Origin of the sequence: Nitrospirillum guaranorum, from assembly GCF_034653275.1 — a bacterium.
GTDB lineage: Bacteria > Pseudomonadota > Alphaproteobacteria > Azospirillales > Azospirillaceae > Nitrospirillum.
Genome location: NZ_JAYEES010000001.1, coordinates 44706 through 69287 on the forward strand (window position 1 = coordinate 44706; position 24582 = coordinate 69287).

A 24582-nucleotide genomic window follows, 5' to 3' on the forward strand; every position below is an offset into this window, starting at 1 on the left:
GCCAGCGTCAGCTGGCCATGGCGATGACCTCGGCCGGGGTTCCCGGCAGCGCCTGCGGGCCATGCGGCACCGCCCGCAGGCGCAAACGGACCTGGCCGCCGGCGCCCATCGGGGCGGCGGTGATATGATAGGCCGTGCCGGTGACGCGTCCTTGCCAGATCCAATCGTCCCCGGCGGCCCCCTCCGCCGCGGCATAGATATCGTGATACGCCGCCGCAGGCTCAGGCGCCCATCGCAGGCGCACCTCGGCCCAACGCCCCTCCGCCGACGCCGCGCATGCCTCCACCGTCAGTCCACGCGGCACCGGCATCGCGACGTCGGCCGGCGGCGGGCCGAAATAAAGCTCCCCAAGACGGATGTCGACCGGCAGCGGTGTGGCCGCCGCCGAAGCCGCCCCCAGAAGCACAGCCGCGATCGTCCGTCCGCGATAGGGCGCCAGCGGCAGTGTCAGGCGCGACCAGCCCCCTGGAAGCTGTTGCCGGTGCGCGCCACCCAGGGGCAGCCATGCGGGCCTGGCCGGCGCATCGGCGAACACAAGCCCCAGCCGCAAGGCGTCGGAACCCTGTCCCTTCAGCACTAGGTGGGCCACCCCGCCGTCCACCGCCAGCGCGGTCTTATACAACCAGACCCGGGTCGCGTTGGCCGGCCCCAGCACACCCGTGATGGCCAGGGACGAGCCGCCGTCGAACGCGGTGTCATAGGCATAATCCACCGTCAGCAAGTCCGCTCGCTGGGGGAGCGGACCAGCCATGGGCTCGACCCGCCATTGCCAGGTGGGCAGGATGTCCTGGATGCCCAGGTTGAACCAGGGCCGGTCCGCCACGATGGCGCCGCCGACATGGAAACGGTCCCCGTCGCCGGTGTTGAAACGGGTGAGGAACGGGAAGCCGCCGATGACGGAGCGCTCGGCGATGAAATTGGCGACGCCGTAGGTCATGGGCAGGTTCAACTGGTCCGTGGGCTTCGGAGCCGCAGGATCATGGTCGGTATAGCGGTGGCGTCCCCGGGGGCCGGGCAGATAGGCCTGCGCCTGCGCCGCGTCGGGCGCGTTGTCGGCGGCGGGGTTCTGCGACTGCCCGCTGAAGAACTGGCGTTCCAGGATGCCCAGGATGCGGCGGTCGGACGGCGCGCCCGGCGGCTCGCCGGGAAGCGCCCGCTGGGTCCGCACCACACGCAGTAAATTGCGCAGCCCATCCTCCACGCTGTAGACCTGAAGTCCACCATAGGCGTAGGCGCCATCATTGGGGTGGATGACCTGCGGCGCGGCGGCCCCCAGATAGCCGGGCCCAGGATAAAGCTGAAGGCCGAAATAGGCCACGGCGCGCGGGTCGAAGCCATTGCGCAGACAATAGCCCCGCACCTCCAGCGGCGCCACCGGCGCGCCGGAGCAGCAGTTGCCCGGCCCGCCATAGCGGCTCCACCCCTGGTCCAGCATGGTGCTGTCGGCGAACCCCTGGCCCGGCCGGTTACCCCGGCGGCGCATCAGCCAGTCCATGTCCGTGCCGCCGTCATAGAACTGGATGTGGAAATCGGCGAGGCCCCGCCGCTTCGCCTCGTCGCGCATGGCGGCGACCCAGTCCAGGACCTGGGCCTCGGCCTCCTCCGTCCCGTTCTCGAAGTTCACGAAGTAACCATCGAAGCCGAAATAATCGGCCAGGTCGACCATACGGCGCGCGACCTCCAGCATGGGCGCGGCGCTGCCGTCATACAGACGATGATCGGGTTGGAAGATCGTGCCCAGGGCCAGGGCGCCGTTGCGGTGGGCCACGTCGACCAGCGCGGGATTGGGGATCATGCCGGTGCCGCGCCAGCCCACGACGATGTCGTGATAGGTGAAGATGCGTGGTACCTGCACGCCGCCCGGAAGCGGGGCGCCGTGACGCCGGCGCATCAGCGTTTCTTCGGGAACACCCGCCGCCAGGGGGCCATAGCAGTCGGACAGGCTGGCGACACCCGGCACCGGATCCAGCGCTGGATGGGCCTGGGTGGCGGCGAATGGCGCGATGCGCCGCGCGCGCCTGACCTGGGACTGGAAATAAGGCGCGTCCGCGTCGTCCCGGGGATCGTAGTCCATCAGCGCCTGGAAGGCGTCCCATCCGGACCCGGCCGGGGCCAAGGGGTAGCGCGGCAGCAGGCGGCCGCCGCCCGCGACCTCCCCCGCCGCGTGGGCCGCGGCAAGCGGGACCGGCGCGATCCCGGCCGCAAGCGCCGCCAGGGCCAGGGACGTGAAGCCACGGCGCGTCAGCCCCGATGGCCCGGGCAATGGCGCCGCCAAGATATCCCCCATGCTGAAGCTCCTCAAAGGAATGGCCCCGCGCAACGCTCGCCGCGCGGGGCCGGTACCGGCATCAGAACGAGACGGTGAAGCCCATCTGCACCATGCGGCCCAGGGCGTCATAAACCTGGGGTATGGTGTTCGAACGGGCCAGCGAGATGTTGTAGGAGTTCGCCACGATGGGCGGCATCTTGTCCGTCAGGTTGTTGACGGTCAGCCGCAGGCTGATCTGGTCGTTGACCATGTAGCCGACGGCCACGTCGAAGTAATCGTAGGACGGGATGGAGGTGAAGGTGCTGACATGGGTGGCGGCACTGGAGCCCAGGGCCGGGTCGTCGCTGTTCGCGGCGTTGGTCACTCCGGAGATGTGGCGCCAGTTGAGGGAGACGCTGTAGGCGCCGCCGTCGCGGATGTAGGTGCCGCGCAGATTATGCGTCCAGGCCGGGAACGGCTGGTTGCAGCGCGGGCCGAAGTAACCGACGCAGCTGGCGGCCAGCGAATTGGGCGTGTCCTGCCCGCCCGTGCGGGTGCTCAGCGACCCATTGAAGTCGAAATCCATGTGGCCGCCCAGTTCCGGCACCGGAAGCAGATACTGGGCCTGGAAGTCGTAGCCCTCGGCGAACGTCTTGTAATTGTTGGTGTTGCCATAGGTGACGAAGCCGGTGCTGGGCGCGCCGCCGCGAACGGTGTCGTAGCTGGTGAGCGAGCCGTCCGGGTTGCGGTTGAAGTGGCTGCAGTAATAGGCGGTGGCGAACAGCGCGCAGCTGCTGCTGTAGAAGTCGTCGTAGTTAAAGCCGATCGAGTTGTCGATCATGATCAGGTAACGGTCGGCGGACAGGGTCAGGCCGGGCAGGAAGCTGGGCTTCAGCACCGCGCCATAGGTCAGGGTGTGCGCCGTTTCGGGGTCCAGCACGAAACCGCCCTGGCGCGCCAGGCAGGCGTTGTCGTCGCACTGCTTGATGTGCCCGTACTGGGCGGCGGTCACACCCGTCAGCTGGCAGGCGGCGAGGCTGGCCGTGGGGTTGCTGCCGGCGCAGATGTCGGAGCCGCCCGAGGTGAAGTCGATGGCCTGGTTGTTCTCGTAAATATTGGGGGCGCGGGCCGCCTTGTTGTAGCTGGTGCGCAGGGTCACGTCCGGCACCGGGGCATAGGTGCCCTCGATCTTCCAGGTGGTGAAGGTGTCGGGATTGGTGTCGTACTTCGACCAGCGATATCCGCCCTGGGCGGACAGGAGATGCACGAAGGGCCGGTCCTGCACCAGCGGCGCCTGCACCTCGATATAGCCTTCCTTCACGCTCTGGCTGGCCTTGAAGTTGCTGCCATACCCCGCGTTGCTGACGAAGGCGTCGTCGACGGTGTTGTTCTCCATGTCCTTGCGGTATTCGGCGCCGAAGGCCACCGCCAAGCCGTCCCGCGCCAGGGGGCTGGTGATGCCATAGTGCCCCAGGTCGCCGTTGACGTTGACCGTCGCGTCCCACAGGACGCCGACCTGTTCCTGCGTGCCGCCATAGCCGCCTTCATAGAAGTTGACCAGGGCCTGGCTGCCGCCGTTGGCGACAAAGATGTTGGCGGGGACGCAGTTGGGGCTGGTGCCGGCCACCTTGGCGGCGCAGGTGGGCGTGCCGTTGACGTTGACGACGTTCAGGGAGTCGGCCTGGGTCTGGTAGACCGGGTTCTCGAAAGCCGGCTTGTAGGTCTTGTCGAACCGGGCGTACACGCCGCCGACGTCATAGTGCCAGGCGTCCCAGACCTTGCCGCGGAAACCGGCCGTCGCGCGCTGGTTCTCGTTCAAATAATAGTCCTTCAGCTGCGCCGTGCTGTCGAACTGGTAACGAACCTCGGTCGGCATCAGCGCGCCGGTGCCCGCCAGGGAACCGCACAGCGCCTGCTGCTGCTGGGCCGACATCAAGGGGTTGTTGCAGTTGATGTTGTACGCGGACTCGCCGAAATTCGACGGCGAGTAGAGCCGGGACGTGCGGAACTGGTTGTAAGAGGTGTCGCTGGAAATCAGGTAAGAGCTGTAAAGCTCCACCGAATCCGTCAGGTCATAGTTCAGGAACAGGCCGCCGTTGATGCGCTCATCCTGGCGTTGCAGGTAATAGTCCTGATACGAGTTGTACGCATACGTCTGGTCACGAGTGACGAACGTCGGCGAACCGTCCTTGGCGTTGGAGAACACCTTGCCGGCGTTGTCGCCAGATTGCGGGCTGAAATAGCCGTACTTGGAATAGGTGGAGGTCTGGCAGGACAGCGGGCCGTCGGTGGTGGACTGGATCAGGCCGCAGGCGGAAAAGTCGCGGTCCTTGTATAGCACCGGCTCTGTCCGGCGATAATCGGCGAAGGCGCGCACGTTCAGGCGCCCATCGGCGAACTTGCCGCCCCAGGCGGCGTTGAAGTCCCCGCGCCCGCCGTCCCATGCCTGGCCGTCGGGCGAGCCGATACCGTATTTTTCGGCCACCGGCTGCACGATGGTGCGCTGGTTGTAGTGATCGTAAAGGCTGTAGTTGCCGCTGACCTGGAAGCCGGTGAATTCCTTCTTCAACATGAAATTCACCACGCCCGCCACGGCGTCCGAGCCATAGGCGGCCGAGGCGCCGCCGCTGAGCACGTCGATGCGCTCCAGAAAGGCGACGGGGATGATGTTGATGTCCAGGCCGATGTTGGTGGCCACGCGCTGGCCATCGATCAGCGTCAGGGTGCGGCCGAAACCGATGCGCCGCAAATTGATCTTCTGCGCGCCGTCGCTGTCCTGATAGGTCTGCTGGTTGTCGGGCGACACCTGGGGCAGGCGGTTCAGGATGTCCTCGACATTCAACGCGCCCGACTGCTGGATTTCCAGCGACGTCACCGAGGTGATGGGCGCCGCCGAGGTGATGTTGGGCCGGGCCGCGATGTGCGAGCCCACGACCACCACCTCCGTCAATTCGGAGGCGTCGGCCCCGCCGTCGGCATTTTGCGCCACCTGCCCGGCCGCCGAGGCGGACTGGCCCCCCGCCATCATCGGCAGGGCCATGACACCCAGGGCCGTACCCAGCGTGAGGGATGTGATCCTGCGTAAAACCATCGTGAACTCCCGTTCTGCTTCGTTGCGTTTTTATGATTATTAAATTTATTTTCATTAATCTTAGCATATGTGAAATCAGTTTCAACGCTAAAATGAAACCAGTTTCATAGACGCTGGCGGCGCAAGCGGGGACGGGCCGGCATTCGAAGGGGCCGGACGAGCCGCATACGAATTCTTGTTGTGGTCCGCCCCCCTTCCTGTGCCATGAAGGATGAAATGGCTGGGGTTCCGGCCCATGGACGAAGCCTGCGCAACGCCTTACAAGCGCAGGGAAATCAAGGGACAGGGAGGGGACGTATGGTGCCGGTTGCAGGCATGGCCTGGGTCGACTACGCCATCGTGGCGGTGTATCTTGTTGGCATCGTCTCATTGGGGCTGTACCTGGCCCGCCGCCATTCCTCGACCGAGGATTTCTTCCTGGCGTCGCGCGGCACCACCTGGCCCGTCATCGGCCTGGCATTGCTGGCCTCCAACATCTCTTCCACCACGCTGATCGGGCTGGCGGGGGCCGCCTACGGCACCGGCATCTCGGTCTACAACTATGAATGGATGGCGGCGGCCGTCCTGGTGTTCTTTTGCGTCTTCTTCCTGCCCTTCCTGCTGCGCTCCAAGGTGTACACCCTGCCCGAGTTCCTGGAGCGGCGGTACAGCGGCCTGGCGCGCAGCTATTTCTCGGGCCTGACCCTGTTCCTGAACCTGGTGGTGGACACGGCCAGCGCCCTCTACGGCGGCGCCCTGCTGTTCAAGCTTCTGCTGCCCGACGTGCCTTTGTGGGAGATCGTGATCGTCCTGGCCGTTTCCGCCGGTATCTACACCATCGCCGGCGGCCTGCGCGCCGTGATCTATACCGAGACCATCCAGGCCGTGCTGCTGCTGACGGCCTCCGCCGTCATCGCCGTGCGCACCTTCTTGAAGGCCGGCGGCTGGGATGCGGTCATGGGTGCCGTCGACCCCGCCAAGCTGTCGCTGATCCGGCCGCTGAGCGACGCGGCCGTGCCCTGGCCCGGCCTGCTGACCGGCGTGCCGCTGCTGGGCTTTTACTTCTGGTGCACCAACCAGTTCATGGTGCAGCGCGTGCTGTCGGCCAAGGATGAGAACCACGGCCGCTGGGGCAGCTTGTTCGCCGGCGCGCTGAAGCTGCCGGTGCTGTTCCTGATGGTGCTGCCCGGCACCGCCGCCATCCTGCTGTACCCCAACCTGAAATCGCCGGACCTGGTGTTCCCCACCCTGCTGTTCGGCCTGCTGCCCGCCGGCCTGGTGGGCCTGGCGGTGGCCGGTTTCATGTCGGCGCTGATGTCGTCCATCGCCTCCACCTTCAATTCGGCGTCCACCCTGTTCACCATGGACTTCGTGCGCCGGTGGAGGCCGGAGATGCAGGGCGCCGCCCTGGTGCGCGTGGGCCGGATGGCAACCCTGGTCATGGCCGTGGCCGCCATGGCCTGGGCGCCGCAGATCGAGCATTTCGGGTCGCTGTGGCAATACCTGCAGGTCATCATCGCCTACGCCGTGCCGCCGGTGATGGCGCTGTACCTGGTGGGCATCTTCTGGCGCCGGGCCAACGCCGCCGGGGCCGCCGCCTGCATCGCCGCCGGCGTCCTGGGCGGGGCGGCCCTGTTCGTGGCGAACACGGTGCTGGACGTCGTCAGCATCCACTTCCTGTACGTGGCGCCCCTGCTGTTCGTGCTGTGCGCCGTCGTGCTGGTGCTGGTCAGCCTGGCCACGGCGCCGGACGCGGCGGAAAAGTCGGCCGGCCTGGTCTGGACCCCCGCCTTCTTCCGGGAGGAAAGCGTGCGCCTGGCGCATGAGCCGTTCTGGCGCAACTACCGCGTCCTGGCCGGCCTGCTGCTGGCCGCCACCGCCGTCATCGTCTACACCTTCCGCTAGGGGGCCTGCCCATGGGCGATCCGCTGCGGGTGTTGCCGCCCGGCACCATCCGGCCTGACCTAAAGGATCCCGAGCCGCGACGCGCATTGCGGGGACGCGGGCCCGATTGCTATCATCCGCGCCCAGGGGAGCACCAAGAGGCCGGAAGCAAGGGGATGCGGGTCAAGCGTCCGACATCGTTCGACATCGCCGAACTGGCCGGCGTGTCGCAGTCCACCGTGTCCCGCGCCCTGCGCAACGACGCGATGGTCAGCGAGGACACCCGCCAGCGCGTGGCCCAGGCGGCCCGCCTGCTGAACTATAAGGTCGACGTCAACGCCCGCAATCTGCGCTCGCAGAAGACCAATACCCTGGCCCTGCTGCTGTACGAAGACCCGGTGACCAGCCAGTCGCTGATCAACCCCTTCTTCCTGTCCATGCTGAGCAGCATCACCAAGGCGTCGGCCCGGCGCGGCTATGACCTGCTGATCAGCTTCCAGCAGTCCAGCGACGACTGGAGCGCCGACTACGCCGCGTCCAAGCGGGCCGACGGCCTGATCTTCCTGGGCTATGGCGACTATCTGCGCTACGTCGACAAGATCAGCCGCCTGGATGAGGTCAGCACCGCCTTCGTCACCTGGGGACCGGTGGTCCAGGGCCAGCCGGGGCACTTCATCGGGTCGGACAACATCCGGGGCGCCCGCGAGGGGGTGCGCCACCTGATCGCGCGCGGCCGCAAGCGCATCGCCTTCCTGGGCGATATTTCCGAGCATTGCCCAGAATTCCGCGACCGCTACACCGGCTATGTCGAGGCGCTGGGCGAGGCGGGCCTGCCGGTGATCGAGGCGTTGTACGCCGATGCCGCCGCGTCGGAGGAGGTCGGGCACCAGGCCATCCTGAACCTGATCGACCGCGAGGGGCCCATCGACGCCGTGTTCGGCGCCTGTGACCTGCTGGCCATCGGCGCCATGAACGGCCTGCGCGAGCGGTCCTTGCGCGTGCCCGAGGACGTGGCGGTGGTGGGCTTCGACGACATCGTCGCCGCCCCCTTCACGTCCCCGCCCCTGACGACCATCCGCCAGGACACGGCGGCCGCGGGGGAGCTGCTGGTGGAGAACCTGCTGCGCCTCATCGACGGCCGCCCCATCGAGACGACACAGATCTCCACCAGCCTGGTAGTGCGGGGCAGCTGCGGCGGCGCCTGACCCACCGGGGACTGCGGGGTCACACCCCCGGTTGTTGCCAACACCCCGGGCGTGCGGTATCCCGATGGTGGGGACAGCAAGGGGGGGCGTCGTTGGGGCGACCGGGCATACACCCCGATTGGAGTTGGACGTGCTGCAACGACCCAGCTACAGGCATTCCCTGATTTCCCTGCTGGCGGACCTGAGCGGGCCGGACACCCGGGACGCCGGGCTGCAGGCGCTGGAGGCCGCCGGCTACCTCACGCCCGAGTTGCGGGCGAAATGGACGGCCGAACTGGCGCGGCCGAAATACGCCACCCGCTATCTCAGCGAAATCGTCTCGCAGGAAAAGGTGCGCATCGAAAAGCTGCTGCGCCAGGTGGGCGGGGAACTGACAGCGGTCAAGACACGCGCCGTCATCGCCAATTTCAGCCAGGCCCTGCAGGTGTGCAAGCAGGAACACCGCCTTGAACCCGATCGCATCCGGCGGTCGCGTATCCTGGACTTCGGCGCCGGCGTATGGTCCTCCCTATCGGCCTCCGTCATGCTGTACGCCATCGGGTTTGAGCAGGCCGACGCGTTCGAGCCCTTTCCCATCGCCCCGGACATGGTGGCGGAAAGCGTCTTCCAGACCATCCGCTGGCTGTATGACACGCCGGACGCCTTCGCCGTCTTCGGCGCCACGCCGGCGACGATGAGGCAGCGCGTGGCCGCCCTGGACTTTTCCGGCCTGGAGGAAAAGCTGGACGGCCTGAATGCCGGCGGCCATCGCGTGATCGATTTCGGCCCCGTCCGGCTGTTCAACAACACCGACATGATGGACAACGGGTACTACGACCTGGTGTGCAGCAATTCGGTGCTGGAGCATGTGGAGGACATGCGCGGCGCCCTGGCCCGGCAGCGGGAGATCCTGAAGGACGACGGCGCCTGCGTGCACACGGTGGACTTCACCGACCACCGCGCCATCTCAGCCGACCGGGAGGACATCGAGCATTCCTTCCACATGTACTACGACGGCATCCTGGACGAGGTGAACGGCCTGCGCGCCGGCGACCTGGAATCCCTGTTCGTGCTGAGCGGCTTCCACGGCAGCATCGTGCGGCTGATGACGGCGCCCGAGGGGTATATCGACTATAGCCGCCTGCACCCCCGCTTCGCCCACTATTCCCCGGCGGACTTGGCGGCGGCGGTCAGCAGCTACGTGCTGACGAAGGCTTGACGGCGGTCCCGGAGCCTCGCGGCCCCGGGAACCATCCTCTTCTCACGGCTTGGTGGCGTAGCGCACCGCCACGGGCGCGTAGAGGTCCCAGACCCCGCCGTCGTGCAGGGAGCGCAGCAGCTTCACATACTCCGCGTGCGCCCAGGCCAGCGGGGTCGCGCTGTCGGTGCCGGCGCCGGCCTTGTAGCCGCGGCCGCCATCGCTGCCCACACCATCCCACACCTGCTCCGGGATCATCAGGCCCTGGTTGGCGAAGCGCTCCAGGGCGCGGACGTAGGTGGCGCGGATGGCCTCCACCTCCGCCGGCTTGGCGCCGCCGGCCTTGGCCGCCGCCAGCGCCAGCTCGTAATGCCCGCGCTCGCCCGTCAGCAGGGGCCAGACGCGGCCGCGCTGGGTGGGCGTCATGCTGCCGCTGACGGCGTAGTTGGCGCCGGTCGCCCGGTCCTCGCCATAGCCGTCGTTGCCATAGCGGCGCCAGCCGGGATAGGCCGTGGCGTCGCCATCGAAGTGGAAGGTGTACTTGACGCGCAGGTTCTCCGGCAGCGTCTCGTCATCCAGCACCGCCAGGCTGGACTTGATGACCGGGTCGCTGGGTGCCCGCACGCCATAGCGCACCAGCTCCAGGAAGCCGCCGTCGACGTAGGCGTCCTCCGTCAGCGCCTGCTGCCCGTTGCGCACCGCCAGGGGCGTGTGGGCATTGGGCTGGCCCGTGGGCGCGATGCGCAGGTAATAGCCGGCTTTCGAGCCCCCAGGGGAGGCCGTTCGCGCCAGCTGCCCGTTGGTGGTGACCGTCGCGGCCTCCAGCCCGGCGGAGTATTGATCGGCGGCGGCGTAGTAGCGCTTCACCGACGCCTCATCCCCCGCCTGGCCCGCCAGTTCCGCCGCCGCCGCCAGGCCGGCGATGACCGCCGCCGTGGTGGAGGGGGAGTTGCCGGCCTGCTCTTCCCAGCGTTCCTGCTGGGTCACGGGTGGGCGGATGGTCTCCTTGTTCCAGCCGATGCCGGCGGTGCCGCCCTTGACCAGGAAGTCGGCGGCCGGCTTCACCATGCTGGTGTAGAGCGCGGTGGCCTCGGCGTCGCTGATGACGCCGTTGCGCCACAGGCGCCAAGCCAGCATCAGGGGCATGGCCGTCTGGTCCAGCTGCACGCCCACCCATTCCGGCGTGCCGTCCACGTGCGTCTTCTGCAGGAACCAGCCGCCGTCGCCATGGTTGCCCGGCGTCTTCGGTCCCACCTGGATGGTCTTCAGATAGGTCAGCGCCGCCTTGGGGGTGTCGGTGTCGCCCAGGGCCAGCAGGGCCATGGCGCACTGGTAGAAGTCGCGCGGCCACACGGCCTTGTAGCCCGTCGCCGGCTTGTCCGCCTTCTGCGTGTCGCCCCAGGGCGCGGACAGCGACGCGATCAGCGCGCCGGGGTGGGTCTTGTCCTCCTGCGCCTTCAGCACCAGGGCGCTGGCGTACAGCAGCTTGCCGCCATCCATGGCGACCTTGGCCAGGTCCGGCAGGGGCGCCAGCTTGGCCTGGTAGCCTTCCCAGCCGGCGTCATAGGCCGCCAGCACGGCGTCATGCCCGCGCTTGAGCGTGGCCGTGGCGGCGGCGCCCGCCGCCTTGGCGCTGTCGCCGAAGCCGACGACGATGTCGAAGGTGGCCTCGCCCGTCACGGGCGCCAGGGCGCCGGCCAGCGCCACGTTGCCGGCCTTGTCGCCGGTGGTGGTGTAGCTGTCGTCCAGCTTGCCGGCCTTGCGCAGCTGGGTCAGGCCGTCCGAAACGCCGACAAAGCCCACGCTGGTGGCCTTGAAGCCCTGCGCCGCCTTCACCACCAGGTGGCGGTTGCCCTCATAAGCGTGCAGGGCACCCTCGGTCCCATCGGCCTTGTCGCCACCGCCAGTGCCGGCCATCTGCGGGTCCACCAGCAGATAGGGGGTGACCGTGCCGCCCTTCAGCGCCCGCACCGTCACGCGCACCATCAGGGTGTCGGCGGCGGGGTCGGTGAAGACCTGCTTCTCGATCTCGTACTTGCCGTTCTTGGCCTTGTTCACGACCTTGTAGGCCAGGGAGCGGGGACGGCCGGCGGCATCGACATCCAGATAGCTGGTGGTGCTGTCGGTGTCCGTGTCCTCCACATCCAGGAAGCCCTCGCCCTGGATGGCCAGCTTCAGCTCGCGCAGCTGCACCTCATGGATCAGGCCGTACATGGTCTCAGTGACCACGCCCTTGGCCAGCGAGAACCAGACGCGCGACGGCACGGCCTTGCCCGCCTGCGCGTCGTACGCGTGGTAGGCGGTGCCGATGCCGGTCTTGCCCGCATAGGCGCCCGTCGCCGCCTGCCCCGGCGCGCCCGGCGCCACGGCGGCGAAAGCGGCCCCCGTCATGCTTGTGGCCAGCAGCATCGCCATCAGCGCGGCCGCCCGTTTCCGTCCCATCGTCTTATTGTTCGTCATTTCATCACCAGGCTTGAAAGGCAGGGCCCCACTGTCCCCCGCGGTGCACCGCACAAGGGCTTGAATACGTATGGGAGGCGGGCGGCGGAAGGGGGAAATACGTATGTGGCCTGCGGCTAGCGCGACCAGGGCCAAGGCCGGCGCGGCGACGGCAGGCGCACCTTGGGCGGGTGGGGATTATTGAAACCGCCGGGGAGGTTGTCTTCCCACTCGGCAATCAGGCCGTTGATAAAAAAGCCGATGCAGGTACCGATTATGGCTAGCCACCACGGCATCTTGAAGACAAAAATCAACATCAACACCATGCCCACGAAAATGGCGGCAAGAATGATTCGCGTATGAATCACTATTCGCCGTTGCTGCTTTTCTCGATCCAGCATCTTTGCCACCCCGTTCTGACAATACCTTACCACCCAAGAAGAACTCGGCGCAGTTAGCATCCGCTGTAGAACTTTTTCATGCGACCGTAATACGCGATAATGAATCCCTCTATGATACGGATTTAGATAATGAAGAAAGCGGCGGGAATTCTGATCGCCTCTGTGATCCTCGGATGGTGCCCCGCCGTTCAAGCGGGTGATGCCAATGGAGACTTCGCAAGAAAGATAGCTGGGCGCGGCACCATTCAAATAAGGGGCTGGGCCCGTCTGCGCGGCGAGTTGATGATTTTTGACAGCACCGCATCCAGAGACGGGAAAGTCTCCTTCCCTCACTGCATCAGCGGTGTCTTCACAAACCAGGCGGCGATTGATCTTTCTTTTTTTGACGGCAAGTTGGTGCAAGTAACGGGACAGATATTCAAGTACGATGACCTAAAATTGGAAGACAGTCCCTTGCTTCCCCGGAAGACGCTGGCAGGATCGATAGTTCCAAATTTCTGCTTTGGAAGCAACGTTCTGCTCATCGAAAGCCTGGAACTTTCACCACAGTCACCGACACCTTGATTTGGACAATTGCCCACCAATCATCTCCAGACAATACTGGTATACTCAACGGGCCAGCAAAAACGTCAGCGGCACGTCCAGCCGCGCGCGCCATGAGGCCTCGTTGTGGTCGGCGCCGGGGTAGACGCGGGTCATGAAGTCCACGTCCTCGCGATAGCCCCGCGCCCGCATCTGGGCATCCACCTTGTCCTGGTAGGGGCCGTAGAGGCTGTCCAGGTTGATGGTGCCGTGGTCGAAGTAGACCCGGCCGTCGCCGGGTCGGGGCAGGCGGTCGCGCAGGTAGTCGCGAAACAGGGCGGCGACACGGTCCAGGCGCGGGTCGTGGGCGCTCACCAGGTCGCCCTGGGTGCTGACCAGCCAGTGGGTGGAGAGGGCGCCGGCGCCGCCGAACACCTGGGAATATTGGCAGAGGGCATAGAGGGAGATGAGGCCGCCCATGCTGGAGCCCATGACCACCGTGTCCGCCCGCGCCGGGCGGGTGCGGAAGCGGGCATCGATGGCGGGCTTCAGCTCCCCCACCAGGAAGCGCAGGTAGCCGTCGGACAAGGGGGAGCCCGCCAGGCCCTGCAGGTCCGCCGGCAATCGGCCGTCCAGGTTGGGGGCGTACTCCTGCGAGCGCAGGTCGGTGTTCCACACACCCACAACCAGGGTGGGCTTCACCGTGCCGGCCGCCATCAGCCGGGTCAGGTGTTGGCCCACACCCCAGGTCTGGCCGGCGTAGGCCGCCGCCGGATCGAACAGGTTCTGGCCGTCGTGCATGTAGAGGACGGCATGGCGATCCTGGCTGGCGTCATAGTCCGGCGGCAGCCAGACCGTGACGCGGCGCGCCTTGGCGTGGGCGGACGCCACTTCGCCCAGGTCAACCAGGCGTCCTGGCAGGGGGCCGGGGCCGTCCAGCGTGGCGGGGGAGCGCGCACGGGCAAGGGCGGGCGTCCCCGGCAGGGTGGCGAGGGCCAAGCCGGCCAGGGCCGCGCGGCGGGTCAGGGCCATCATGATCAATGCCCCTTGCCCGCCACCAGCTGCACGGCCGCCCCGCCACCGCGCGCCAGCGGCAGGATCAGCGTGTCGCCCTGGCGTACCGTGCGGGTCTCCACCGTCATGGGGTGGCCGTCGGTGTGCCAGTCGGCGGTGGGGCCGTCACGGTAGATGTGGGCGGTGTAGTCGCGGCCGGCGTCCAGGAAGTCCAGCGTCACGGTCAGGGTGCGGGGCTGGTCATCGCCCACGCCGCCGATGTACCAGTCGTCGCTTTTGCGGTCCTTGCGGGCGAAGGTGGCGTACTGGCCCACCTCGCCGTTCAGCACGCGGGTGTCGGACCAATCGACCGGCACCGCCTTGAGGAAGGCCAGGGCGTCCGGATACTTGGCGTAGTTCTCCGGCAGGTCGGCCAGCATCTGCACCGGGCTGTAGAGCACGACATACAGCGCCAGTTGCTTGGCGAGGGTGGAGGGAATGCGGGTGTTGTCCTTGCCCGTCAGGCTGACCACGCCGGGCGTGAAGTCGAAGGGGCCCGACAGCATGCGGGTGAAGGCCAGCGTCGCCTCATGGTTGGGCGGGTTCTTGGGGTCGCCCCAGGCGTTGTATTCCATGCCCCGCGCCCCTTCCCGCGCCACCCAGTTGGGGTAGGTGCGGCGCAGGCCGGTGTCCTTGATGGGCTCATGGCTGTCGATGGCGATGTGGCGCTTGGCCGCCTCCGTCACCACCCGCAGGTAATGGCGGGACATCCACTGGCCGTCGTGCCATTCGCGCAGGGTGGTGCCGTCGGGTTCCACCCGCTCGATATCGCCATCATCGGTGACGTAGCCGGTCTTGATGGCGGGGATGCCCAGGCCCTGGGCGTAATCCAGCGCGGCGCCCAGCTGGCTTTCGTAATGGCTGACGGACCCACCGGTTTCATGATGGCCGATCAGGTTCACGCCTTTGGACTTGGCATAAGCGGCCATGCCGGCCCAGTCCAGGTCCGGCGTCGGCTTCTTGAAGTCGAAGTCGTTGCCGTTGCCGAACCACTGGCCGTCCCAGCCCACGTTCCAGCCCTCGACCAACACGCCGCCGATGCCGTTGGCGGCCGCGAAGTCGATGTGCTTGCGCACGTTGGCGGTGGTGGCGCCGTGCTTGCGGCCGGTGGCCCAGCTGGCGGCCCCCAGGTGCATTTCCCACCACACGCCCACGAACTTCTCCGGCTTCACCCAGCTGACGTCGCCCAGGGCGTTGGGCTCGTTCAGGTTCAGCTCCAGGTGCGACTGATAGAGGCCGCCGGCGCTGTCGGCGAAGATCATCGTGCGCCACGGCGTGGTGAAGGGGGCCTGGCGCATCACGCGGGCGCCCAGCGGGCTGGGCGACAGCGTGGCCTTCAGCCGCTGGCCATCCACCCGGCGCACCCACATGCCGGCGTAATCCACCAGCGCCGCCTCGTGCAGGGCGATGTGGGTGCCGTCGTCGGTGCGGATGGTCAGGGGCGTATGCGCCTGGCCCAGCTCCGCCAGGGGGGTGTGGTTGTAGATGTACTCATAGCTGTCCCACTCGCCGGCCGGGGTCCACCACGCCTCCCCCGCCCGCACCACGGCGAACTCCGTCAGCTCATCCGCGATGCGCACTGTCTTCAACTGGGGCTGATCGGGGAATTCGTAGCGGAAGCCGACGCCGTCGTCATAGACGCGGAACACCACGTCCAGTTCGCGCGCGGGCCCGGCCTTTTCCTTCAGCCGGACGCGCAGTTCGTTGAAGTGGTTGGATATCGTGCGCCATTCGCCCCAGGGCTGTTCCCAGGTCTCATCCACCGTGCGGGTGGATTGGCCGGCCAGGGTGAAGCCGCGTTCCATCTTGGGCGCGTCGGTGAACAGGAAACCCAGGCGGGAGGGGGCGATAACCTCCGTCCCCCGGCGGGTAATGGCGTAGGCGGGCCGTCCCTCGCCATCCAGCTCCACCCGCACGGCCAAGGTGCCGGCGGGGGAGGCGACGGTGGCCACGACCTTGGCCGGCGTTTCCGCCAAGGCCGGCAGGGAAGCCAATACCATCACCGCGACCAGCGCCCGCCGCATCAAGGAAACCATCACCACCGCCTCCCGCTTATTTTTCTCAAACGCCGGCCTCAAGTCGCGCCTATTTCGGCCGCGACAGCACCAGGCCGCCGAAGGGCGGCAGGGTCCAGCCCTGGGTGCCGGACCGCGGCTCGCCCACACTGTCCACCACCGGCCAGTTCGCCCCCTCCGGCGTCGTCCACGCCCCGGGGCCGAAGTTGAACAGGCACAGCAGCGTCTCGTCGCCGTGGCTGCGTTCGAAGGCCAGCACGTGCTCGCCCGTCTCGATGAAGCGCATATCGCCCACCGCCAGCGCCGCGTGCGCCTTGCGCAGGCCCAGCACCCGGCGGGTCAGCGCCAGGTGGGAGTGGGGGTCGGCCTGCTGCCGGTCCACCGCCATCGCGTCATGGTCGGCGCCCACGGGCAGCCAGGGCTGGACGGTGCTGAAGCCGGCGTTGGGGGCGCCGGACGTCCAGGGCATGGGCGTGCGGGCGCCGTCGCGGCCCAGGGTCAGGGGCCAGTTGGCGATGGCCTCGGGGTCCTGCAGCTGCTCGAACGGGATGGACACCTGGGTCAGCGCCAGCTCTTCCCCCTGGTAGAAGAAGATGTTGCCGCGCAGGGTGACCAGCAGCAGCGCCGCCATGCGGGCGAAGGCCGCGCGGTCCTGCGGCTTCGCCCAGCGGGAGACGCAGCGCGGCGCGTCATGGTTGGAAAAGGCCCAACTGGGCCAGCCCAGGCCGGGCTCATCCGGCCACAGCTCCAGCGCCTTGCGCACCAGGGCGGGGGTCAAGGTGTCGGCATAGAGGAAGCTGAAGTCGTAGGCGCTGTTCAGCCGCGTGTCGCCGGCGGTGAAGGCCTTCATCTCGCGATCGGCATCGGGGCCGCCCACCTCCGCCACCGTGAAGCGGTCGCCATCGTAGCTGTCCAGCACGCCGCGGATGCGTTCCAGGAATTTCGGAATGTCCGGGTGGGACATGTTCTTGGAATGCAGCTGGAAATCGAAGGGCCGGGTGCGCGCGGCGCGCGTGTCCGGGTTCACCGGATTGTCGGTGAAGGCCGGGTCGTGCATGGAGAAGTTGATGGCGTCCAGGCGGAAGCCATCCACCCCCCGATCCAGCCAAAAGCGCGCCACGTCCAGCAGGGCGTCCTGCACCACCGGATTGTGCACGTTCAGATCCGGCTGTTCGGTCAGGAAGTTGTGCAGGTAGTACTGCCGCCGCCGCGCGTCCCAGGTCCAGGCCGGGCCGCCGAAGACGGACTGCCAGTTGCAGGGCGGACTGCCGTCGGGCTTGGCGTCGGCCCAGACATACCAGTCGGCCTTGGGGTTGGTGCGGTCCTGGCGGCTTTCCTGGAACCAGGCGTGCTGGTCGGACGTGTGGGAATAGACCTGGTCGATGATGACCTTGAGATTCAGCGCATGCGCCCGCGCCACCAGGGCGTCGAAATCGGCCAGGGTGCCGAACAGCGGGTCGACGTCACGGAAATCGGACACGTCATAGCCGAAGTCGCGCATGGGGGAGGTGAAGAAGGGCGACAGCCAGACGGCGTCCACGCCCAGGCTGGCGATATGATCCAGGTGCCGGGTGATGCCGGGCAGGTCGCCCACGCCGTCGTTGTTGGAGTCGGCGAAACTGCGCGGATAGATCTGGTAGATCGCCGCCCCGCGCCACCAGGGTCGGGGGCTGCCCGGTCCAGTATGGGTGGGGTGTTCCATGGTCATGAAGCCTCTCCAGATGCGCAGACAACGTAATCAAGCGGGGCCAGCTGGACAGCATAGCTGCCAGGGGCGGTAGGGGCAGCGCCGCATCGGCCGTGCAGGGCGATGAAAGTGGTCCACTGGCTGCCGACCTCAACCTGGGCGTTCACCGGTTGGGTCCCGGTGTTGACGGCCACCAGCACCTCGCGCCCCGTGGCGGGGTCAATACGCGAGACGGCGAACAATCCCGGCTTTTCACTGGCGTAGCGCAGGACGCTGCGGCCGTGGCGCAGCGCCGGCTCCGCCTCGCGCAGACGCGCCATCTCGGCCAGGGCCTTATAGAGCGGGTGGTCCGGGTTGAAGCTGGGCGTGGCGGTGGTGGCGGTGGTGCCCACCAGGCGTTCCGCGTTGTAGGACGGGACGCGGCTGCCGAACATGTCCTCGCGGCCGGCGCGATCCTCCCCGCCGCTGAAGCCCTGCTCGTCCCCGGAATAGACGACGGGCACGCCGCGCTGGGTGAACATCAGGGCGTTGGCCAGGATCACACGGCGGAGGATCTCATCCTCCCCGGCCTGGGGGAAAGCCTTACGGGCGAAATAGGCGAAGCGGCCGTGGTCATGGTTGCTGACGAAGGTGGGCAGCTGGCGCGCCGCGTCCTCACCGCCCTCGTACAGCGCATCGCCGTCCAGCATCAGGGCCAGCCTGTCGGTGCCCTTGGTGCCGGCCACCGTGTCGACCACGGCGCGGCGGAAGGCGAAGTCCAGCACGGCCGGCAACTTGTCCACGCGGGTGTGGCGGGCCAGGATGGCCACCCGGCCGTCGGTGTCCGCCACCTCGCCAAAGATATGGAAATGGGGGATGCCCTTGGCCTTGGCGCGTTCCAACATGGCGGGCACGAAGGCCTGCCAGAATTCCGGATTCACATGGCGGGTGGTATCGATGCGGTAGCCGTCGATGCCATAGCGGTCGATCCAGCCGCCATAGATGTCGATGAAGCCCCGCACCACGGCCGGGTGCTCCGTCATCACGTCGTCCAGGCCGCCGAAGTCGCCGTACAGGGAGCTTTCGCCCTTGAAGGTCGATTCACCGCGATTGTGGTAGTAGCGGGGGTCGTTCAGCCAGTCCGGCGCCTTAACATGCCGTTCCGCCTCGGGCACGAAGGGGGTGTAGGCGTAGGCCGGGTCCGTCAGCCGGGCGAAGTTCTCCTCGGTCCGGACCTCGTCGCCCTGGAAGCCGGCATTGATGGCGGGGCCGGCGGGGCCGCCCTTGCGGGTATAGGGATAGTCCGCCTTGGAGCGGTAGGGGCACGGCTTGCCCTTGCCGTTTTCCAGGGCGCATTCCTTGTACTGGATGACGTCGGCCGTGTGGTTGATGACGATGTCCAGATAGACCTTCATGCCGCGCGCGTGGGCCGCGTCCACCAGGGCCTTGAAGTCGTCGTCGGTGCCCAGATGCGGATCGACGTGGGTGAAGTCGGTGATCCAATAGCCGTGGTAGCCGGCGGACTGGTGGCCGGGCGCCCCCTGCACCGCCTTATTCTTGAACACCGGGCCGACCCACAGGGCCGTGGCGCCCAGGCCCTGGATGTAGTCCAGCCGCCGGATCAGGCCCTTGAGATCGCCGCCGTGGTAATAGCCGCTGTCGGTCGGATCGTAGCCGGTGACCGACCGGTCGCCGCCCAGGCCGCCGCCCAGGCCGCCCGTGTCGTTGGCGGGGTCGGCGTTGTCGAAGCGGTCGGGCAGCAGGAAATAGACCACCTCATCCTCCGCCAGCCGATCGCGATAGTCGGCGGCCCGCGCCGGAGCGGCGCCCGCCAGCGGCAGGGTCCCGGCGGCGATGATCATGGTCGTGGCGAACAGCGCCAGGCGGCGGCTGAAGGGCGTCATGCGGTCCTCGTCAGGCGGTCGGGCTTGCGGTAGCGGGGCATTGGGGGGCGGAGCAGTGGCGGGCGACGAAGTCGGCATGGGTGGGCATGGCATCCACCTCGCGCGCCACGGCCGACTTGATGTCGTCCAGGAAACGGCGCAGATCCTCTTCCGACAACTGGTCGGCCAGGGGATGGTGATCGCGCGGCCAGACCCCCTGCCCCAGGAAGACGTGCAGCCAGCTGACCTCGCTGAACAGTTCGTCGTGGTCGCGGGCGACGCGGCCCAGCGCCCGGAAGACGCGCATGCGGCGGGCCAGTTCCTCGGGCACGGGCCGGTCCCGGCACTCCCTCCAGAAGGGGTTGTCGGCGCGTTCCGTGGCCGCGTAGTGCAGGATGATGAAGTCGCGGATGCGCTCATACTCGATGGCCGACGCCCGGTTGAACTCGTCCGCCACGGCGGGATCGAATTCCCGGTTCGGCAGCAGCGTGATCAGGCGGGAAATCGCCGACTGCACCAGGTGGATGCTGGTGGACTCCAGGGGTTCCATGAATCCGCCGGCCAGGCCCACGGCCACGACGTTGCGGTTCCAGAAGCGGCGGCGGCGACCGGCGGTGAAACGCAACTGGCGTGGCTCGGCCAACGCTTCGCCATCCAGGTTGGCCATGAGCGTGGCGGCCGCCTCGTCATCGCTGACATGGCGGCTGGAATAGACGTAGCCGTTGCCGGTGCGGTGCTGCAGCGGGATGCGCCACTGCCAGCCGGCGGGCCGCGCGGTCGAGCGGGTGTAGGGCGTCAGGGCGGCGGCGGACCCGTCGTGCGCGCTGGGCACGGCCCAGGCCCGGTCACAGGGCAGCCAATGCGTCCAGTCCTCGAACCCGGTGTTCAGCGCCTGCTCGATCAACAGGCCGCGAAAGCCGGAGCAGTCGATGAACAGGTCCCCGGCGACGCGCGTGCCGTCGGCCAGCTCCACCGCGTCGACGAAGCCGTCGTGGGCGCGCAGCACGGTGCGGACGATCTTGCCCTCCGTCCGGCGCACCCCGCGCTGTTCCGCGAACCGCCGCAGATAGCGGGCGTACAGCCCGGCATCGATGTGGAAGGCGTGGGCCAGCGGCTCAAGCGGGCTTTGCCGGCGCGGGTCGGGCCGCAGGAAGCGCCCGCGCCGGGCCGCCACGCTATTGAGGATGTAGGGTTCCCAGTCGTCCGTCATGCCCAGGCGGTGGGCGCGCAGCCAGAAATCCTGGAAATGGCCCAGCCCCAGCGACCGGCTGAAAGCGCCGAAGCTGTGCAGGTAGCGGTGCCCCGGCCGCAGCCAGTCCACGAACTCGATGGCCAGCTTGATGGTGCCCTGGGTCTGGCGCAGGAAGTCGTTTTCGTCCAGGCCCAAGGCGCGGTTGAAGATGGCGATGGGGGGATGGTGGCCTCGCCCACGCCCACGGTTCCGATCTCCTCGGATTCCACCAGGTGGATGCGGTGGCCGCCAGGGCCCAGGATGTGGCTGAAAAGGGCGGCCGTCATCCATCCGGCGGTTCCGCCGCCGACGATGACGATGTCGCGGAGGGGGGCGAACGTCATGGCCTGTCTTCCAGGTCGCTGTTGACGGTACGTCCCCGCCGGAGCGGGGAAAAGGGTGAGGCGGGCCCTGGTCCACCTGGATCTGGGGTCCACCTGGGTCTGGGCCCGCCTCACGAGGGCTCGGGGAGAAAGGCGAGAGGCGCCCGCCGGCCGGGATGCCGGCGGGAGACCCCACCCTATCGGCTCAGTACTTGTAGGAAGCGCCGAGCAGATAACGAACGCCGTACTTTTCGTACCGCCAATTCTGCGTGGTATCGCCGTTGTAGTAGGTGATGACCGGCTCGTCGGTCAGGTTCTGGGCCTGCAGGACGATGGAGAGGCCCTTCAGGGCGCCTTCGCCGAAGTCGTAGCTGACCTGGGCGTCCACCAGGGTCTCCGGCACCGCCAGGTCGAACTCGCGGCCCTGCCCGAAACCGGTCTGTTCCGACAGGTAGCCGGAGCGGTGGGTGACCGAGACGCGGGCGCCGAAGCCGCCGTTCTCGTAGTACAGCGTGCCCTGCTCCGTCCACTTGGAGTAACCGGCCACCGGCAGGGTGCTGTTGCCGCTACCCACACCCTGCGACCCGGCCTGCAGGTCGGTCTGCGTCCAGCCGGCGGCGCCGTTGATGCCGAAGCCGCTCAGCTTGGACCACACCATGTCCAGCGGCACGGCGAACGCGGCCTCCACGCCCTCGATCATGCCGCCGGCACCGTTCACGGGCACGGTGACGTAACCCAGCGTGGTGCTGGATCCGGTGGTGGAATTGCTGGTGACCCCGGTGAAGTCCGTGACCGTGCTCTTATTGTAGATGTTGTTTTCCAGGTGCTTGTAGAACGCCGCCAGCGACAGGTAGCCAGCCTTGTTGAAATAGTATTCGTAGGACAGGTCGACCGCGTCGGCGTACCAGGGCTTCAGGTAGGGGTTGCCGCCGTTGCCGCTCCACGGACTGTTGTTCAGGTTGCCGCCGGTGTAGCCGGCCTTGGAGCTGTCGAAGCTGTAGGCCAGGTTGGCCTGCATCTGGTCCATGCGGGCCCGCATCATCTCGCGGGCGGCGCCCAGACGGATCTGATGGTCCGGGTTAGGCAGAACGAAGGACAGGTTCAGGCTGGGCAGCAGGTCGTTGTAGGCGATGCCCTCGGTGCGCGGGGCATAAACGCCGGCGGCGGAATTGGCGGTGCTGACGGCGATGCCGGTGGACGACTGGTCGGTATGGACCAGTTGCAGACCGACGTTGCCGGTGACCTTCACGCTCCCCAGGTTACCGTCCACGTCCGCCTTGACGAAGGCGGTGGTGACTTTTTCATCCACGGTGTAGTGGCTGTCGCCCGTGCAGTTGGCGCGATACTGGCCACAGGGCACCAGGCTGTAGACGCCGCGGGACAGCAGTTCCACCGGGTTGTAGGCGACGGTGTTGCCCAGGCCGATCCAGCTGAGGTCGGCGGTGCCCACCATGGCCCAGGACGGAATGGCGGCGCTGGCGCCCCGCACGCCGGTCAGGGGATCGACCGGCGCGGTCAGGTTGGACGTCAGGGTGACGTACCATTCCGGCTGGTAGTATTCCTTGTTGCGCTCGGTGTAGTTCACGCCGATGTCGATGTCCTTCAGGAAGGCGACTTCGTGGAAGTCCTTCTTGAGGTCACCCTTCAGCGAATACAGGTCGTCGTGCACCCGCGGCTTGTTCAGGTAGCCGTTCTGGGCATAGGGGGTGGTGCCGCCGTTCCAGTTGTTGGGATCGGTCAGCTTGATCAGGTTGGGGTCGGCGTAGTTCAGGTTGTGGGTGTACTGGTACCCGGCCACATTGGTGCCGACATCGGTGAACCCGATGGTGTCGGTGGCGCCCGACGACCCGCTGGAACCGGTGCCGAAGTAGGATTCGAAGCGGGTGGTGGTGCGGTCGGCCTGGCTGTAGCCGGCGTCCAGGGTGCCGGTCCAGTCGCCCTTGGTGTACTGGCCGTTCCAGCCGATGGAGTACAGGTCGGACTGGGTGGTGCCCACGTCGCTGCGGCCCACGCCCTTCACGCCGCTGAACGCGCCGCTGGTGATCATGTTGCCGACGGTGGTGTAGCCGGGCAGCAGCGCCACGGGCGGCTGCGCGCCGATGGCCGAGCCGTTGCCCCACTGCAGCGGCATCTCGATGCCGCGCTGCCACTGGTAGTCCTGATAGTGGGTGTAGAAGAAGTCCAGCGACGTGGTGAAGTTGTCGGTGGGCTTGTACTGCACCGTGCTCATGATGCCGGTGCGGTTGAACTCTTCGGAATTCGCGCGCACCTCGTCACCGCCGATGACGTACTTGCCGTTGGACAGCTGCGGGTAGCCCCAGACGCGCGAGGTTTCCTGCTGCGTCGGCGAGTTCAGATGGGCGATGGACAGCGACACGCCCAGGGTGTCGTGGGCGAACTGGTCGATGTAGGTGGCGCTGGCGCGGTAGCCCTTGTCCTCGCTGTCGGAATTCAGCTTGCCGATGGAGGTCTGCTCATACCGGGCGGAGGCGGACAGCACCTGCTTGCCGTAGTCCAGCGGGCGGACGGTCTGCAGGTCCACGGTGCCGGCCAGGCCCTGGGCCGTGAAGCCGGCCTGCGGGGTCTTGTAAACCACGGCGCTGCTGATGATTTCCGAGGGGTACAGGTCGTATTCGACGCTGCGGTTGTTGCCGGTCGACACCTGCTCGCGCCCGTTCAGGGTGGTCAGGGTGAAGTCCGGGCCCAAACCGCGCAGGCTGATGACCTGGGCGCGGCCATCGACGCGCTGGGCGGCCAGGCCGGGCAGGCGGGCCAGCAATTCGGCGATGGAGTTGTCCGGCAGCTTGCCAATGTCCTCGGCCGAGATCGCTTCCACGATCTGGCTGGCGTCGCGCTTCGCCTCGATCGCCGATTCCAGCGAGTGGCGGAAGCCGCTGACGACGATTTCCTGCATGTCGTCGTTGGCGGCGGCGGCATCGGCCGGCGCGCTCTGCGCCAGGGCGGATCCGTGCATCATCAGCACGGCGGCGCTGACGCCCAGGGCCAGCCTGGCGGCCAAACTGATCTTCATGTTCCTCATGGCACCCTCCCCTTAAGTCTTGCCTTACGCGGGCCGTTACCCGGCCCAGTTGCTGCTGTTCTTCAAAGCGCCCGCCCCTGTGGACGGACACCCCCCGGGTCGCCCCGGCGTGAACGAAGGCTGTGGCCGCCCCGGGTCGACGGGGCACCTTGCACGACGTCATGAATGTCACGGTATGGATCAAAGATGGCTCAGGTACGACTGTACCAGGCATTTCGAGGTGCCCGGCCGTATCGTTTCCACCTGAACGCGCATCAACTTGGATCTGGGTGCTTGGGCACCCTGGCCCCGTATCCTCCCGAATTTGTGACGATCATAGTGTGGGGCGGATTTTTGTAACATAGTCCGCATACGTATGTGCAACGATCCAGTAACAGTCACATACGTATTCAGACAGCGGCGCGACTGTTAACCAATTCTGCTTC

13 protein-coding genes and 1 pseudogene are annotated in these 24582 nt (G+C 67.2%); 4 read left to right on the plus strand and 10 right to left on the minus strand.

What is annotated here, in order from left to right:
- Window positions 1-7 precede the first annotated feature (7 nt).
- Window positions 8-2287: an endo-beta-N-acetylglucosaminidase gene (locus tag UAJ10_RS00105; protein WP_322913091.1), complete on the minus strand. Its 2280-nt coding sequence runs from the start codon at window positions 2285-2287 to the stop codon at window positions 8-10.
- Window positions 2288-2348: 61 nt separating this feature from the next.
- Window positions 2349-5339, minus strand: a complete 2991-nt coding sequence (locus UAJ10_RS00110; protein WP_322913093.1) for a TonB-dependent receptor domain-containing protein — start codon at window positions 5337-5339, stop codon at window positions 2349-2351.
- A 297-nt stretch (window positions 5340-5636) separates the two neighbouring features.
- Between UAJ10_RS00110 and UAJ10_RS00115 the strand changes: the two genes are divergently transcribed.
- The 3 genes from UAJ10_RS00115 (at window position 5637) to UAJ10_RS00125 (ending at window position 9605) form a co-directional block, all read left to right on the plus strand.
- Entirely contained in the window at window positions 5637-7223 is a 1587-nt protein-coding gene (locus tag UAJ10_RS00115) for a sodium:solute symporter (protein ID WP_322913095.1), read from the plus strand.
- 155 nt (window positions 7224-7378) lie between these two features.
- The gene (locus tag UAJ10_RS00120) at window positions 7379-8407 is read left to right on the plus strand and encodes a LacI family DNA-binding transcriptional regulator (protein WP_322913097.1); all 1029 of its coding nucleotides are present in this window, start codon (window positions 7379-7381) and stop codon (window positions 8405-8407) included.
- 130 nt (window positions 8408-8537) lie between these two features.
- Window positions 8538-9605 carry a class I SAM-dependent methyltransferase gene (locus UAJ10_RS00125; RefSeq protein WP_322913099.1) on the plus strand — a complete coding sequence of 356 codons (1068 nt, stop codon included), beginning with the start codon at window positions 8538-8540 and terminating at the stop codon, window positions 9603-9605.
- 42 nt (window positions 9606-9647) lie between these two features.
- On the opposite strand, the gene UAJ10_RS00130 is transcribed toward UAJ10_RS00125, so the two are convergent.
- Together UAJ10_RS00130 and UAJ10_RS00135 are read right to left on the minus strand one after the other, a co-directional pair.
- Window positions 9648-12044 carry a glucan 1,4-alpha-glucosidase gene (locus UAJ10_RS00130; RefSeq protein WP_322913100.1) on the minus strand — a complete coding sequence of 799 codons (2397 nt, stop codon included), beginning with the start codon at window positions 12042-12044 and terminating at the stop codon, window positions 9648-9650.
- Window positions 12045-12160: 116 nt separating this feature from the next.
- On the minus strand, window positions 12161-12424 hold the full coding sequence (locus tag UAJ10_RS00135; RefSeq protein ID WP_322913101.1) for a hypothetical protein: 264 nt from the start codon (window positions 12422-12424) through the stop codon (window positions 12161-12163).
- Window positions 12425-12553: 129 nt separating this feature from the next.
- On the opposite strand from UAJ10_RS00135, the gene UAJ10_RS00140 reads away from it, so the two are divergent.
- Window positions 12554-12988: a hypothetical protein gene (locus UAJ10_RS00140; protein WP_322913102.1), complete on the plus strand. Its 435-nt coding sequence runs from the start codon at window positions 12554-12556 to the stop codon at window positions 12986-12988.
- 45 nt (window positions 12989-13033) lie between these two features.
- Here UAJ10_RS00140 and UAJ10_RS00145 read toward each other — a convergent pair whose 3' ends face one another.
- The 6 genes and pseudogenes from UAJ10_RS00145 to UAJ10_RS00175 form a co-directional block, all read right to left on the minus strand.
- Window positions 13034-13981, minus strand: a complete 948-nt coding sequence (locus UAJ10_RS00145; RefSeq protein WP_322913104.1) for an alpha/beta hydrolase — start codon at window positions 13979-13981, stop codon at window positions 13034-13036.
- Between the two features lie 2 nt (window positions 13982-13983).
- Window positions 13984-16035 (minus strand): glycoside hydrolase family 97 protein, encoded by a 2052-nt coding sequence (locus UAJ10_RS00150; protein WP_322913106.1) that lies wholly within the window; start codon window positions 16033-16035, stop codon window positions 13984-13986.
- A gap of 49 nt (window positions 16036-16084) precedes the next feature.
- Window positions 16085-17722: an alpha-glucosidase family protein gene (locus UAJ10_RS00155; RefSeq protein WP_322913107.1), complete on the minus strand. Its 1638-nt coding sequence runs from the start codon at window positions 17720-17722 to the stop codon at window positions 16085-16087.
- Entirely contained in the window at window positions 17719-19584 is a 1866-nt protein-coding gene (locus UAJ10_RS00160) for an alpha-amylase family glycosyl hydrolase (protein WP_322913108.1), read from the minus strand. Before UAJ10_RS00160 ends, UAJ10_RS00155 begins: the two co-directional genes overlap by 4 nt.
- A 10-nt stretch (window positions 19585-19594) precedes the next feature.
- Window positions 19595-21138, minus strand: a pseudogene (locus UAJ10_RS00165) (tryptophan halogenase family protein).
- 184 nt (window positions 21139-21322) lie between these two features.
- The gene (locus UAJ10_RS00175) at window positions 21323-24157 is read right to left on the minus strand and encodes a TonB-dependent receptor (protein WP_322913110.1); all 2835 of its coding nucleotides are present in this window, start codon (window positions 24155-24157) and stop codon (window positions 21323-21325) included.
- Window positions 24158-24582 lie beyond the last annotated feature (425 nt).